Annotated in this window: 12 protein-coding genes; 3 read left to right on the plus strand and 9 right to left on the minus strand. The window is 67.3% G+C overall.

Going from position 1 to position 13,750, the window contains the following annotated elements; translation table 11 throughout:
* The 6 genes from CEY08_RS24255 to CEY08_RS24280 form a co-directional block, all read right to left on the minus strand.
* A partial coding sequence (locus CEY08_RS24255; RefSeq protein WP_141099897.1) for a two-partner secretion domain-containing protein occupies positions 1–3,819 on the minus strand: 3,819 nt, incomplete at its 3' end.
* A 558-nt stretch (positions 3,820–4,377) separates the two neighbouring features.
* Positions 4,378–4,977, minus strand: a complete 600-nt coding sequence (locus CEY08_RS24260) for a BPSL1445 family SYLF domain-containing lipoprotein (protein WP_076813839.1) — start codon at positions 4,975–4,977, stop codon at positions 4,378–4,380.
* Between the two features lie 235 nt (positions 4,978–5,212).
* On the minus strand, positions 5,213–6,052 hold the full coding sequence (locus CEY08_RS24265; RefSeq protein ID WP_076813841.1) for a ParB N-terminal domain-containing protein: 840 nt from the start codon (positions 6,050–6,052) through the stop codon (positions 5,213–5,215).
* 25 nt (positions 6,053–6,077) lie between these two features.
* Positions 6,078–6,689: an LON peptidase substrate-binding domain-containing protein gene (locus CEY08_RS24270; protein WP_042793819.1), complete on the minus strand. Its 612-nt coding sequence runs from the start codon at positions 6,687–6,689 to the stop codon at positions 6,078–6,080.
* Between the two features lie 9 nt (positions 6,690–6,698).
* Entirely contained in the window at positions 6,699–7,106 is a 408-nt protein-coding gene (locus CEY08_RS24275; RefSeq protein WP_042793820.1) for a carboxymuconolactone decarboxylase family protein, read from the minus strand.
* 106 nt (positions 7,107–7,212) lie between these two features.
* The gene (locus CEY08_RS24280; RefSeq protein ID WP_042793821.1) at positions 7,213–7,557 is read right to left on the minus strand and encodes a GFA family protein; all 345 of its coding nucleotides are present in this window, start codon (positions 7,555–7,557) and stop codon (positions 7,213–7,215) included.
* Positions 7,558–7,649: 92 nt separating this feature from the next.
* Here CEY08_RS24280 and CEY08_RS24285 point away from each other — a divergent pair, with 92 nt between their 5' ends.
* Both CEY08_RS24285 and CEY08_RS24290 read left to right on the plus strand, forming a co-directional pair.
* Positions 7,650–8,078, plus strand: coding sequence for a VOC family protein (locus CEY08_RS24285; protein ID WP_042793822.1), 429 nt, complete (start codon positions 7,650–7,652; stop codon positions 8,076–8,078).
* A 46-nt stretch (positions 8,079–8,124) separates the two neighbouring features.
* Positions 8,125–9,564 (plus strand): MFS transporter, encoded by a 1,440-nt coding sequence (locus CEY08_RS24290; protein ID WP_063962404.1) that lies wholly within the window; start codon positions 8,125–8,127, stop codon positions 9,562–9,564.
* A gap of 63 nt (positions 9,565–9,627) precedes the next feature.
* Here CEY08_RS24290 and CEY08_RS24295 read toward each other — a convergent pair whose 3' ends face one another.
* Both CEY08_RS24295 and CEY08_RS24300 read right to left on the minus strand, forming a co-directional pair.
* Positions 9,628–10,818, minus strand: coding sequence for a M20 aminoacylase family protein (locus CEY08_RS24295; RefSeq protein ID WP_063640069.1), 1,191 nt, complete (start codon positions 10,816–10,818; stop codon positions 9,628–9,630).
* Between the two features lie 56 nt (positions 10,819–10,874).
* On the minus strand, positions 10,875–11,921 hold the full coding sequence (locus tag CEY08_RS24300) for a Bug family tripartite tricarboxylate transporter substrate binding protein (RefSeq protein WP_232033853.1): 1,047 nt from the start codon (positions 11,919–11,921) through the stop codon (positions 10,875–10,877).
* A gap of 138 nt (positions 11,922–12,059) precedes the next feature.
* On the opposite strand from CEY08_RS24300, the gene CEY08_RS24305 reads away from it, so the two are divergent.
* A complete protein-coding gene (locus CEY08_RS24305; RefSeq protein WP_076813842.1) occupies positions 12,060–12,776 on the plus strand; it encodes a GntR family transcriptional regulator in 717 nt (238 codons plus the stop codon).
* Between the two features lie 11 nt (positions 12,777–12,787).
* Here CEY08_RS24305 and CEY08_RS24310 read toward each other — a convergent pair whose 3' ends face one another.
* Positions 12,788–13,633: an IclR family transcriptional regulator gene (locus CEY08_RS24310; RefSeq protein WP_063639839.1), complete on the minus strand. Its 846-nt coding sequence runs from the start codon at positions 13,631–13,633 to the stop codon at positions 12,788–12,790.
* Between the last annotated feature and the right edge of the window lie 117 nt (positions 13,634–13,750).

Below are 13,750 nucleotides of genomic sequence, written 5' to 3' on the forward strand. Positions count from 1 at the left end.
GCCGGCCGGGGTGAAGTACACCTTGGGCGTGCTGGACACCTGCACCGTTACGCTGGCGTAGCGGTCGTTCTGGTTGCGGAGGGACGCGGCCGAAATGTCGGCATTGCCGGCCGCCTCGAGGGTGGCGGAGGCGTTCACAAGCGAGGCGGCCTGGCCGATGGCGTGGCCGCTGCCATCCAGCGCACCGCCGATACGCAGGTCGGCATCCGCGTGGATCAGCGCATGGTCGCGGTTGACCAACGACGCCACCCCCAGGTCCAGGTCGGCACGCGAGGCGATGACCGCCCCGCCGCTGCCACCCCCATCCGCGCCGTTGACCAGCGCGCCCGCCTGGATCGACACGGCATCGCCGTAGATGCGGCCGGTATTGTCGACGTGGCCTGCGGTGATGCGGGTCGAGCCGCCGTCGATGAGGCCGGCGTTGGTCAGGCCCTGCGCCACCGCGATGGTGTTCACGCCCGTGGCCAGCAAAGCGCCCGATGCCTGGTTGTTCAGCGAATCCGCGGTAATGCTCAAGTCGCGGCCGGCACTGACGCGGGCGCGGTTATCCAGGGCCCCGCCGATCACGAGGATCAGGTCGCGGCCACTGGAGATATCCCCGTCCTGGTCCAGGGAGCCCGCGTGTTGCAACCCCAGGTCGCCCGCGGATTGCAGCGATCCGACTCCTTGCAGCGCTTGCACGATGACAGTCAGGGTCCGGTTCGCGTGCAGCTGGCCACGGGAGTTCCTGAGCGTGTCGGCGACGATGCGCGAATCGCCCAGGGAGGCGATCTGGCCGCCGGTGTTGTCCAAGTGGGAGGAGGTCAGGCTCAGGGCTTCAACGGCCCGGATATCCCCCGACCGGTTGTCGATGCGGTCCGCCATGAGGGAGACCACCTTGCCGAGCACGCCTGTCGGCGGCCTGACGGCGTCCGGGATGCTGCGGTTGCCAAGACCGGCGGCGCCTGGGCCGCGGTTGTCGAGGCTGGCCGCGTTCAGGGCCAGCGTGTTGTCGGCCTGGATCAGGCCGCCCCGGTTGTCCACCGCGCCGGTGGCGGTGACGGCAAGGTCATGGGCGGCGAGCGTGCCCTCGCGGTTGACGACACCTGCGGTCTGGATGCGCGCGTCGCCCGCGGCGACGATAACCCCGTCAGTGTTGTTCAACGCCGCGCTCAGATTGATCGCGGCGTCGCCCGTCGACGTGAGTTGGCCGCGCTGGTTGTGCAGCGTGGCGGCGGTGATGTCCAAGACCCCGCTTTGCACAACGGCGTTGCGGCTGTCCATGTCGCCCGGCGTCGACAGGGCGACCTTCCCTATCGCGGACAGCTTGCCGTCCGCCAGATTCAATCCACCCGCGGACAGGCTCAGATCCGTGCCGGCAAGGCTGGTGCCACCATGAACGATGGCGTCCGCAGTCAGCGTGATGCTGCCCGACCGGTTGAGCGCGCCATCGGCGCCCACCCCGGCCACGAACCGGCCCGCGTTGGAAAGTGAGCCCGAGGCGGTGGCGATCAGGTCCTCGCCTGCCAACACCGAGCCGGCGTTGTCCAGCGCGGATCCGGCCCATAGCTTGGCATGCGTGTCCGCCGAAGCAATACCCGCGTTAAGCAGCGCGCCGCCCGCGCTCAGATCCAGCGCCGCGCCGGCCTGCAGGCGGCTGTCCGCCGTGACGGCGAGTTTGCCTGCGGCGCTGACGACAAGGTTGCCAGCCTGCGTGGCGGTGATGCCGCCCAGCGTGGCGTCCGTGCCCGCCTGCAACGTCATGCCTTGTTCGGCGGCAGCCCAGCCGAGCGCGGTCAACGCGCCTGCCGCTTGCGCCGTCAACGTGCCTGCCGCCTGCAGGTGCGAGGCCGCGCCCAGCGCGATATCGCCGCGCTGCGCGGTGAGCGACAGGTCGTCTTGCAAAGCGACGACCGTGCCGTCAACCGTGAGTCTGTCGCCCGCAGCCAGCGATTGCGAGCCCCCCGCCAGCAGGCGTCCCGCCGCCTGCAACGCGCCTTGCGCGCTGGCGGTCAGCTTGCCGCCGGCCTGCGCCGCCCCACCCGGCCCGACCGTCACGTCGCGGCCCGTCAGCGTCAGATTGGCGTGGGTGGCGGCGAAGCCGTCCGTGCGCGTGTCGCGCGCGGCGTCCAGCAGCATGTCGCCCACCGAACTAAGGACACCCGTTGCGTACAGGTCGCGATCGACGCGGGCAGTGAGCGTGCCCGCGGCTTGCAACTGACCGTTCTGCTTGACGATGAAATCGCGTGCGGCCGTGATTGAGGCATTGCCCGTCGCGCGTTCGCCCAGCGCCGCCACGACGCCGCCCAGCAGGACGTCTCCCCTTGCGGCAAGCGCCAGGCCACCGCCCGCGGCAACGACGCCATCGGAATCCAGGTCTGCGCCTGCGCGGGCACTCAAGCTGTCCGAGGCCTGCAACCTGCCCGCCGCGCCGACTCGCAGGTTCGCGCCGGCGTCGGCCGTCAGCCCGCCTTCCAGCGCCGTGGCGATGCCGTCAAGGCGAATGTCGCGCCGCGCGCCCAGGACGATGGGCGAGCCGGCGGTCGCCGTGCCGGTGATGAAGAGGTCGCGGCCCGCCTGGGCCTGCAAGATGCCGCCCGCAGTGCGGGCACCAACTCCGGCACCCGCGGCGGTGCCCGCGGTGCCCGCGGTACCTGCGGTACCTGCGATGCGCAAGTCCTGGCCCGCGCCCAGCTGCAGCCGCGAGCTGCCTTGCGCGAGCCCCGCTTCGCCTATGGTCAGGTTCCCTGCCGCGTCCGCGCGAAGGGCGCCGTTGGCGACCGCCTTGCCGTTGGCGTGGAGATTGCGCCGCGCGCGCAGGTCCGCGTCGGCCGTGGAGGCGAGGACGCCATCCAGAACCAGGTCGCGCCCGGCAGCGAGCGCGACGGCGCCGCCCGCCTGCGCCGTGCCTTGCAGGGTCAGGTCGCGGCCGCTGTCCAGGCGCAGATTGCCGGCCGCCTGCGCGGCGCCGCGCGGCGCGATGCGCACGTCGCCCGCGGCAGTGAGCTGCAGGTCGCCCGTCAGCGCCACCAGATTGCCGCCGATATTCACGCCCACCCCGGCCTCGGTGCCGATCAGGCGCACGCTGTTGGCGTACATGCCGCCCAGCGCCGCGGTGTCCAGGGCGAGCTCGGGCGCCGCGCCTTGCCCAGCCTGGGCTGAGACATCCCCCGATGCGTAGTCGACCCGCGCCGCGCCCGCGCTTATGTTGAGCCGGTCTGCCCAGACATCGGCATTGATTTGCAGCGTGCGCGCCAAGAGGTCTACCTGGCTGAGATTGATGCCGTTCAAGCCCGCGCCGTCGACGTGGATCTTGCCCGCCGCGATATCGAAGCCGATGCCGCCCTCGGCGCCCACCCGGGGCTTGCCCGTGGTCACCGTGGCACGGTCCGCGTTCAGAAAGCCGCAGCCGTTGCACGTGATGCCCGCGGGGTTGGCGACGATCACGTTGGCGCGGTTGCCGGCCACTTCCAGCGTGCCCAGCAGTTGCGAAGGATTGGGCGCGGTGACCTGGTTGAGGATGGTGCGGGCGCGCTGGTTGCCCAGCATGGGGTTGCCGCCCACCTGGCCGGCCAGTTGCGTCTGGCTGGGCCCGCCGCTGTTGTTGAGCACCGCGCCGGACGGGCCGACGTTGAATTGCGTATAACGGTTATTGGAAACACCGCCCGCGGAAGGCGGCGCAATATTGATGACGGGCACGCCGTTGCTGACGCCCACCGAAGGCTTTGCGCCAGGCACGTTCCTGTCCACCGAAATCGGCAGCGTCTGCGCCAGCACAGGCGACCAGACTTGCGTGAAGACGACGGACCAGATGATCAGCGAGCGAAGCTTGGACATCATGCGTATTGGGGGGAAATGCAGGCGCGCGGCGGCGGCATCAGGGTTCGAACAACGGACCTCCTGTTGTATGTGAGCCGCCGAAAAGGGGAAATAGGAGGAGTCCGATAAAGGCTTGCGCCCTACCGCATTGCGGGTCGCACCCCGGGGTCATGCCGCTTGCGGGCACATCCCTAAAACCGTGGAGGGGCGGCCGCCTATCCGTCGTTACCCTCGCGCCTGGGCGAAGGCGCAAAAGCATCATCCAACCCTTGCGCTGGGCGCCGAGTCCAAGCCCATCAGTTCGGGTTCGCGTTCGAAGATAGTCAAAGCGCGGGCGCTGCACGCCTGCAGATCTTGCTGTTGATCCACGCGTTGGCAACGTTCCTGATGTGGCTGGCTGGTAAGTTGGTCGAGGGACGCAAGCAGAGGCCGGCCTACGAATCCAACAATCGGAAAGATAGGCCGACCATCTCGTTGCTTGCAAACATCACTGGGCTCTGCCGAAATCGCTGGAGGACGGCGATGAATTCGTGGGGAAACCGCAGAGCCTGACACCTATTTTGCATCGCTCAGGCGCGATCAGGGTTCGTACTTGGAAATCTTCGTACCCTCGAGCGACACGCCGGCCATCAGCCCGCCATTGTTCATCACGAAGCCGACAACCGGCTTTTTCGCCGTGTTGCTGTCGATGCGTCCGTTGGCGCCGACATTGACGATAGCCACGGTGGCATCCGCGCCCACCGTCCAACCGCTGCTGTTGCGGAACTTGTTCAAGGCCTCATCCGTCATGAACAGCAGGACCATGGCCTTTGATTGCGCGCCCGCCTGAAAGCCGATCGAACCGGACGTGGTCTGGTAGTAGCCTACAGCCGAGTCGCCCACCCGCAGCACGCCCTTGCCGTGCTCGGCGCCGACGATGAAGCTCCCACTGAGCACATCGGGGAAAATCAACACGCCCCGGGCGCCAGCGACCAGCTCCTTGGATGAGGGCGCGGCTTGGTAAAGCTTGCTCAAGGTTGCGCTGGCCGCGCTATCCAATGATTGCCGCGTATCGGTCTTCGCCGGGGCAGACGGCTTGGACGGCGGGGTGGTGGTACAGCCCGGCAGCAAGAATCCGGCCGCACTGATCGCGATGGCGGCCATACTGGTACGGCGCAGTACAGGAAAAGTATCAAACATGGAACTCTCCTTTGGGTGACGTCCCTCAAATACTGTACCGGCACAATCCTTGATCAACACGGCAGGAATGTGGTGACGCAGGAAAGAAGACTGGCGGCCGTTACAGTATCCCGTAACGGACCTCTGAAGTGAAGTGCCGTGACGGCGTGACGCGTCACGCCGGCCGACACGGCTTTAGCCGAAACGTCACGTTCAGGAAGTTTTAAGGATGAATGATTGCGCAGGCCCCACGCCGTCAATCATCCCCTCCCCCCGCCGCATTGCGCGCCTCGGCCAGGGCCACCGTCAAATGCATCACCTTCTTCTTCAGCTGATCCCTTTCATCCGTCAACCGAGTCAGCAGGTCGCGTAACCGCGCCACCTCCGCCGGCAAGTCGGCAATATTCTCAATAGGAATATCCGGCACCGCCTCGCGCGGCGGCGGGGCTTTGGCCTGGCGGACCTCTCGGGCGGCTTGTTGTAATTCCTTTTTGCCCCCGGCCACCGCCGCGGCCTGGCGTTCCGGTGGCAGTTGCGCCACCGCCGCGGCGGCGTTGATGGAGATGGCGCCGTCTTTGACCGCGCGCACCAGTTCGGGCGCCGCGGCCTTCTGGATTTTCTCGATCTGCCCCAAGGTGTTGCTGCTGATGCGGGCGGCCCTGGCCAGGGCCTGGCGGCTCAGCGCCTGGGGCACGGGCGTGGCCGGCAGCGGCGGCGGGTCGCCGGAGTCTTCGTCCCAGGGAGGATCGTCGGGTGCGGGCGCCGACGCGGTGCGCGCTTGCAGGATTTCTTTTTTACGCAGCGCCAGGACGCCGCGCTGGAAATCCGACACGCTACGCCGGCCCAGGTGGTTTTCGATCATCCAGAGATGCACGTCCTCCATGGACTTGAACGAGGTGTTCTGGCGGGTTTCGAATGGAATGCCGTGCTTCTGGCACAGGGCGTAGCGGTTGTGGCCGTCGACCAGCAGGTCTCCCCATAGCACCAGGGCGTCGCGGCAGCCCTCGGCCAGCAGGCTGCGTTCAAGCGCGTCGCGCTCGTCGTCGGTCAAGGGGTCTATGTAGGCGCGCAGGCCCTCGTCTATCCTGATTTCCATATTGTCCAAAATACAGTTGCCCCGGCTACGCCAGGCCCTGACCTCGCAGCACGTCCTGGATCGCCGCCAGCCGCGCCACCGGATCCGTCATGGCCAGCAAGGTGGCTTTGTCGTCGGGCGGCAGCGGCAGCAGTTCGCACCAGCGGTCGGCTACCCAGCCGCTGTCGTCCAGCCTAAACGGCGGGCCCAGCGGCATTCTTTCGGGGGACACGCCGTCCTGCTGCCATTGGGCCACCAGGCGCCCCAATGCGTCGGCGCTAGCCTGCATGGCGGCCGGCACGGGCGCGGGCGGGTCGTCGGCGATGGGCTCGGTCTGGCCCATCCAAAGGCCGTATTTTGCCACCTCGCTGGAAAGCAGCCGGAAACGGCTGGTGCCGACGCAGCGCAGCTCCAGCAACGCCGGCATGGGCGCGTCCCAGGCGTCGATGCGCGCCATGGTGCCCACCGGAGCCAGTATTTCCACGCCTTCGGGTGTGCGGACCTCCTGGCCCGACAACAGGCCGACCACGCCGAATTCGCTGCCGTCCGCGATGCAGCGGCGGATCATGTCCAGGTAGCGCACCTCGAAGATGCGCAGGTGCAGCACGCCTGCGGGGAACAGCGCGTTGGATAGCGGAAACAGCGGGATCAGAGACATGGCGGCCTCCTATTTCACGATGAATGCCTCATCGACGGGCACTTGCATGGCGGTGACCATGGCATTGGTCTGCGCGGCCATGCCGATCACGCCCAGCAGTTCGGCATGCTGGCCGTCGGTCATGCCCTTGGCACGGGCGGCAGCGGTATGGGAATGGATGCAATAGGTGCAGCCGTTGGCCGTGGACACGGCGATATAGATCATTTCACGGACCAGCGGCGAGAGCTCGCCGTCCGCCATCATGACGAGCTTGAGCTGGCCCCACACCCGCTCCAGCTGTGGCGGGTCGTTGGCCAGGGCGCGCCAGAAGTTGTTGACGAAATCCGACTTGCGCGTGGCCCGGATGTCCTCGAACACGGCCCAGGCTTGCGGGCTTTGGCGGACTTCTTCGTCGGACAGCAGTTTTACGGTGCTCATGCTTCGCTTTCCTGAAAACTCGTTCAATTCGATGAAAAGACATGTCACGCACTCGCCGTATCGCGCGGCGCGGCCATGCCCTATGATGTAGCCCGGCCAGCGGCGCTCAGACGCTGCGGCCGTCGTACGGAATGCGGGGCCAGGCGTTGAGATCCACGTTTTCCAGGCAGCGCACATTCACCGCCGCCGTCTCCTCGCCTTTGGGCCCCACGCCGAAGCCGAACGGCGCGCAACCGCAATTGGCGCAGAAATGATGTGAAATCACGTGCTTGTTGAACCGGTAGGTCGACATGCCGCTGGCGGGGGTGGTGATGCGCACGCTGGCGCGGGGCACGAACCACAGCAGATAGCCTTTGCGGCTGCAGTGCGAGCAATTGCATTCCAGGACCTGGGACGGTTCGCCTTCGACTTCGAACGCGATGTGTCCGCAATGGCAGCTTCCTTTCAGCATGGCCGGGCTCCTTCATTAACGTCGGGTCGGGCTTCCATCATAGAGCGGCGCCGGCCGTCATGGCACCGTCCGTTCAACACTCTGGAGACATCATGCCCCAACTATCCGCCTACCTCAGCTTTGACGGCAATTGCGCCGAGGCCATGCGCTTCTACGAGCGCGTGCTGGGCGGGCGGATGGAGGCGATGATCCGCTACGCGGACGCGCCGCCCGACGCCGCCATGCCGGCCCTGTCCGACGAGGACGCCGGGCGTATCATGCACGCGCGCCTGGGCCTGGACGAGCAGACGCTGATGGGCAGCGATGCCACCGCCGGCCACCCCTACCCCGGCAAGCAAGGCGTGGCCCTGTCTTTGGCCTACCCGACCGTTTCGGACGCGCAGCGTGTCTTCGACCTGCTGGCCGACGGCGGCAGCATTACCATGCCGCTGCAAAAAACGTTCTGGGCCGAGGCCTATGGCGCGCTGATAGACCGCTACGGCACCCGCTGGATGGTCAGCGGCGGACGCCTTTCCCAATAGAAGACACGAGGCGGCGACCCCGCCGCCCTCCACGGAGCGACAACTAATGACGCATGGCATACATGGCAAGCAACGATGGTGGGCGCTGATGGTGCTCTGCCTGGGCGTATTGATGATCGTGCTGGACACGACGATCGTGAATGTGGCCCTGCCTTCGATCCGCGAAGACCTGCGTTTTACCGAGACCTCGCTGGTCTGGGTGGTCAATGCCTACATGCTCACGTTCGGCGGCTTCCTGCTGCTGGGCGGGCGGCTGGGCGACCTGCTGGGCCACCGCCGGATGTTTCTTGCCGGCCTGGTCGTCTTCACCGTGGCGTCGCTGGCCTGCGGCCTGGCCCAGAGCCAGGCGCTGCTGATCGGCGCGCGCGCGGCCCAGGGCCTGGGCGGCGCGGTGGTCTCTGCGGTATCGCTGTCCCTCATCATGAACCTCTTCACCGAGACCGGCGAACGGGCGCGCGCCATGGGCGTGTACGGTTTTGTCTGCGCGGGCGGCGGCAGCATCGGCGTGTTGCTGGGCGGCCTGCTCACCAGCGCGTTGTCATGGCACTGGATATTCCTGGTCAACCTGCCGATCGGCGTGCTGGTCTATGCGCTGTGCCTGCGGCTGATTCCCGCGGCCCGGCCCGCCGCAGCGGGCACCCGGCTGGACGTGGCGGGCGCGCTCAGCGTTACTGCCTCGCTCATGCTGGCCGTGTATGCCGTGGTCAACGGCAATGAAGCCGGCTGGACCTCGGCGCAATCGCTGACGCTGCTGGGCGCGGCGGCCGCCCTGATGGTGTTGTTCCTCACCATTGAAGCGCGGGTGGAATCCCCGCTGATGCCGCTGGGATTGTTCCGCTTGCGCAACGTGGCAACCGCCAATGTTGTCGGCGTGCTATGGGCAGCCGGCATGTTCGCCTGGTTCTTTGTGTCGGCCCTGTATATGCAGCTGGTGCTGGGCTACAGCCCCATGGAGGTGGGCCTGGCGTTCCTGCCGGCCAACCTGATCATGGCGGCGTTCTCGCTGGGCCTGTCGGCCAAGCTGGTGATGCGCTTCGGCATCCGCGCGCCACTGGCCACGGGCCTGTTCATCGCCGCGCTGGGTTTGGCCTTGTTCGCTCGCGCGCCGGTGGACGGCAGCTTTGCCGCCGATGTCCTGCCAGCGATGCTGCTGCTGGGACTGGGTGCGGGGGTGGCCTTCAATCCCATGCTGCTGGCCGCGATGAGCGACGTGGAGCCCAGCCAGTCCGGCCTGGCCTCCGGCGTGGTCAACACGGCTTTCATGATGGGTGGCGCACTGGGCCTGGCCGTGCTGGCCAGTCTGGCCGCGGCCCGCAGCGCAGGCCTGGCGGCCGCCGGCGCCGAGCCGGTCGCGGCCTTGAACGGCGGTTACCAGCTGACGTTTCTGGCGGGCGCCCTGATTGCGGCGCTGGCCGCGGCCCTGAGCGCGCTGCTGCTGCGTTCGCGCAACCGGGAAATGTCGGTCCAGGCCGGACCAACGCACTGAACCGCATTCCTCTGGCGCGGCGGCGGGCGGCCACTGCCCGCGCCGCGCCAGCCGGCCCGGACACTACGGGCGCGGCATCCAGTTTTCCACCAGTTTCACGAACGCGCTGGCGCCTATGGGCAAAAGCGCATCGTTGAAGTCATAGCTGGTGTTGTGAACCAGGCAAGGCCCCTCGCCATGGCCCGGTTCGCGGTGCTCGCCTTCGCCGTTGCCAATGAAGCAATAGCTGCCGGGCACCGCTTCCAGCATGAAGGAAAAGTCCTCGGCTGCCATGATGGGCGCCTGGGGCAGCACGCGATCCTGTCCCACGACGGCAGTCAGCGCCGTGCGCATGAACGCGGTCTCGGCCTCGTGGTTGATGGTCGACGGGTAGTGCCGCGTGAAGACGAAATCGCATTCGGCGCCGAACATGCCCGCCACGTGCTGCGCAACCTCGCCCATGCGGCGCTCGATCAGGTCCAGGGTTTCGCGGGTATAGGCGCGCACGGTGCCGCGCAGTTCGCAGGTGTCGGGAATGACGTTGACGACCCCGCCTGCCTGTACCGTCGTCACTGAGATGACGGCCGTCTCCAACGGCTTTTTATTGCGGCTGATGATGGTCTGGAAAGCCTCGATCATCTGGGCCGCCGCGGGAATCGGATCGATGGCCAGGTGCGGCATGGCGGCGTGGCCGCCCTTGCCGCGTATCGTCACATGGAACTCGCTGTTGGAAGCAAGCACCGGCCCCGGCGACGAGGCAAAGCAACCGACCGGAATGCCTGGCATGTTGTGCATGCCGAAGACCGCCTCCATGGGGAATTTCTCGAACAGTCCGTCGCGCATCATCTCGCGCGCGCCGCCGCCGCGCTCTTCGGCCGGCTGGAAGATCAGGTAGACCGTGCCGTCGAAGTGGCGATGGCGCGACAGGTGCTGCGCCGCGCCCAGCAGCATGGCGGTATGGCCGTCGTGGCCGCAGGCGTGCATCACGCCGGGATGCTTGCTGGCATGGCTGAACTGGTTGACCTCGTGCATGGGCAGCGCATCCATGTCGGCGCGCAGCCCCAGCGTGCGCCCGGAATCGCCGTTGCGTATCACGCCCACCAGGCCGGTCTTGCCGAAGCCGCGGTGCACCGGGATATCCCAGCTTTCCAACAGCTGGGCCACCAGATCGGAAGTGCGGTTCTCTTCAAACGCCAGTTCCGGATGCGCATGGATGTCCCTGCGCACATCGCGGATGGACGGGGAATTTTCAACAATCTCTTCGATCAGGTTCATAAGCTGCTGCGGGCTCCGCAAGCGGGGCGCGCGATACTAGGTTGGAAGAAGGGAAATCAATCGGGCTTGATGCCCAGCTTGCGCAGCACGGGGCCGGATGCGGCCCGCTCCTCTGCCACGCGCTGGGCGAAGGCCGGCGCCGCCAGATGGTACGGCAAGGAGCCGTGGCTGGCGTACATCTGCTTGAGCGCGCCGTCCTGCTGGGCGCGGCCGATCTCTACGTTGAGCCGTTGCACGATGGCGTCCGGCGTGCCGGCACGCGCCGCCACGCCCAGCCACACCGCGCCTTCAAAGCCCGTGAAATGGCTGGCAGCCAGCGTGGGGGCCTTGCCGAAGGCCGCGTCCGGCACGGCTTCGCTCATGGCCAGCACGCGCAGGCGCCCTTCCTTGACCATGGGCTCCACCAGCGCGGTGCCCGCGAAGTAGATTTCCGTGTCGCCCGCAAGCACGGAGTTCAGCGCGCCGGTGCCAGTCTTGAATGGCACGTGCATGATGTCCACGCCCGCCTGTTCGCGCAGCATCTCGAACAACACGTGGGGCGGGCTGCCGTTGCCCGAGGACGCGTAGTTGAGCCGGCCCGGCTTCTGGCGCGCCAACGCCAGCAACTGGTCCAGGGACCGGGCCTGCAATTTGTCGTTGACCGTCAGCGCCATGGGAATGACCGCCAGCGGGCTGACCGGCTGCAGGTCACGCGCCGGGTCGTAGGTCAGCGCCGGAAAAATATAGGGGTTCCACACCAGATGCGCGTTGGTCACCAGCGCCAAGGTGTGGCCGTCCGCCGGGGCGGACTTCAATTGCTGCATTGCCAGCATGCCGCCGGCGCCGGGCTTGTTCTCGACTACGACGGGCTGGCCCAGCGCGTGGTGCAGGCGTTCGGCCAGGGGTCGCGCAAACAGATCGGGCAGACTGCCAGGGCCGCCGTTGACCAAGATGGTGACCGGCCGGGCCGGCCAGTCCTGGGCGCTGGCCCACGGGCTCACCGCCACTGCGGCAATCGCGGCCAGGCAGGCCGCCATGCGCTTTAGCAAGGGTCGACGGGCGGGCGTCCGGGACGGATTGCGGGTGCGCAGCCGGGCTTGCCGGATGTCGTGTAGCCGTATCACTGCTTGTCTCCTGGTGGCGCCCGCCGCCGGCTTCATGCCGGTCGTCATCGCGACGCTTTTTTCTACGATAAGCAGCATAAATCTCGGCGTCAATAATTTTTATCGAGATTTTTTGAACGCAGTGATAAAGTACCTCCCATGTCAGACGGCGCCACCCTCCCCCCGCTCGCTCACTCCGCCTCCGCCAACACCCTGGTCGGCGCGGCCTACGTCAACCTGCGCCGCGACATCATCCAGGGCGTGCACCCGCCAGGCTCCCGCCTGCGGGTCGAACACCTCAAGGACGACTACGGCGTGGGCGCCGGTACCCTGCGCGAAGCCCTCGCGCTGCTGGTCTCCGATGCCCTGGTCATCGCGCAAGGACAACGCGGCTTTCACGTCACCCCGATCTCGCTCGAAGACTTCCGCGACATCACCGAAAACCGCGTGCTGCTCGAAACCCAGGCCCTGCGCCAGTCCATCGCCCTGGGCGACGACGACTGGGAAAGCGCTGTGCTGGCCGCCTTCCACCGCCTGAGCAAGGCCGAACAACGCCTGGCCGCCGACCCCGACACCCGCTTCGAGGAATGGGAGCAGCGCAACCGCGAATTCCACCGCGAACTGATCCGCGCCTGTCCCTCGCGCTGGCTGCATCATTTCCTGGGCATCCTCTACCAGCAGGCAGAGCGCTACCGCCGCCTGACCGTCACCCGCAAACCCATCGCGCGCGATCTCGACGACGAACACAAGGGCATCCTGGACGCCACCCTGGCCCGCGATGCCGACCGCGCCTGCGATCTGCTGGCCGCCCACATCCGCCTCACCTACGACGCCGTCGCGCGCCTGCCGCCGGATCTGTTCAATCCGCCCGCCTGAGGGCCACGTGCTCAGGCTGCGCCCGCGCGATGCTGGGCCAGCACCTCGTGCATGGCCCGCGCCGCGCGCTCCAGCGTGGGCACGGCGCGCAGCAATTCGTCGAGCATGACCCGGGCGGTCGGCGCATGGCAGGCCACCGCTGCCACGACGCGGTCGTCCGCATCGCGCACCGGCACCGCCACGGCGCTCATGCCACGCACGAATTCCTCGTTGTCGATGCCGATGCCGCGCGCAGCCAGCCGGTCCAGTTCTTCTGCCAGACGCGCGGGGTCGGTCAGCGTGCGCGGCGTATTGCGTGTGAGCGGCAAGCGCGCCAGCACCCGCCCGCGCTCCAGCCGGTTCATGGACGCCAGGAACAGCTTGCCGCTGGCGGTGCAATGCATGGGCACGTGGCTGCCTACCGCGAAGAACAGGCGCAAGGGTTCCGCCGTTTCCACGCGTTCCATGTAGATCACGCGGTCGCCGTCCGGTGCAGTGAGGTTGCAAGTTTCGCCAAGGGTGCCGACCAGTTGCGCCAGCACGGCGCGACAGGCGCGCGTGAACGCAGACGCACGCAACGTGGCCAGCGCCAGCGTGGCCGCTTGCGGCCCGGGCACGAAGCCGTTCTCGGTGGGGGTGGCGGCCACGAAACCAGCGCGCTGCATGGCGGCCAGCAAGCGCATCAAGGTGGTCTTGGGCATGTCCAGCCGCTGCGCCAGTTGCGCCAGGGTGGGCGGATGCTGGGCCCGCGCCAGGTGGTCCAGCACCACCAAGGCGCGCAGGGAACGCGCGGCCTCTTGGTGGGTCGTGGCGTCGTCGGTCTGCTGCGCCGATGCTGCACCGCGATTTTGAAACTGAATCTGCATATTCTGTTCCACTTTTCCGCCCCTGCGCCTGTTGTGCTTTGTTCTGCGCGCCTGCTTTCTAGAATCGCCACAAATGCCGCAGCGCCCAAGCGCCGGCATCGATCCAGTATATAAGTGCGCCCCACAACG

This window comes from Achromobacter insolitus, from assembly GCF_002209555.1.
GTDB lineage: Bacteria > Pseudomonadota > Gammaproteobacteria > Burkholderiales > Burkholderiaceae_B > Achromobacter > Achromobacter insolitus.